General features: G+C 40.5%; 1 pseudogene. It reads right to left on the bottom strand.

The annotated features are described in order from the left end of the window. Window positions 1-294, bottom strand: a pseudogene (locus BTV99_RS13670) (AAA family ATPase); the annotation flags it as partial.

The following is a 294-nucleotide window of genomic DNA, read 5'->3' as shown; positions in this document are numbered from 1 at the left end:
TACAGGATAGCTGTCTTCTTGAAAGCGAGCTTCTATACTCCCCATCAACTCTAAATAATCATCGGAACTACAATGTTTATTAGGGCCAGTGGTATTAATCTCGATGTTAAGTTTTTTGTTAATATAGTTCTTGGATTGACTGTCTAACGTTAAGAAGTTCCAGGGGCGAATCCAATAAAGCCCCATAGTGAGGTTCCAAGCCACACCATAAACTTTCATTGCTGTATCATAAGCATCGGCAAAGCGGGCAGAGACCTCTTCATCTTCATCTGCTAAATCTGCAAATGAAATGGC

The sequence above is a fragment of the Psychrobacter sp. Rd 27.2 genome (assembly GCF_001921755.1).
In the GTDB taxonomy this organism is placed as follows: domain Bacteria; phylum Pseudomonadota; class Gammaproteobacteria; order Pseudomonadales; family Moraxellaceae; genus Psychrobacter; species Psychrobacter celer.
The sequence above is the reverse complement of the archived record's forward strand: the minus strand, read 5'-3'. Positions and strand labels throughout refer to the sequence as shown.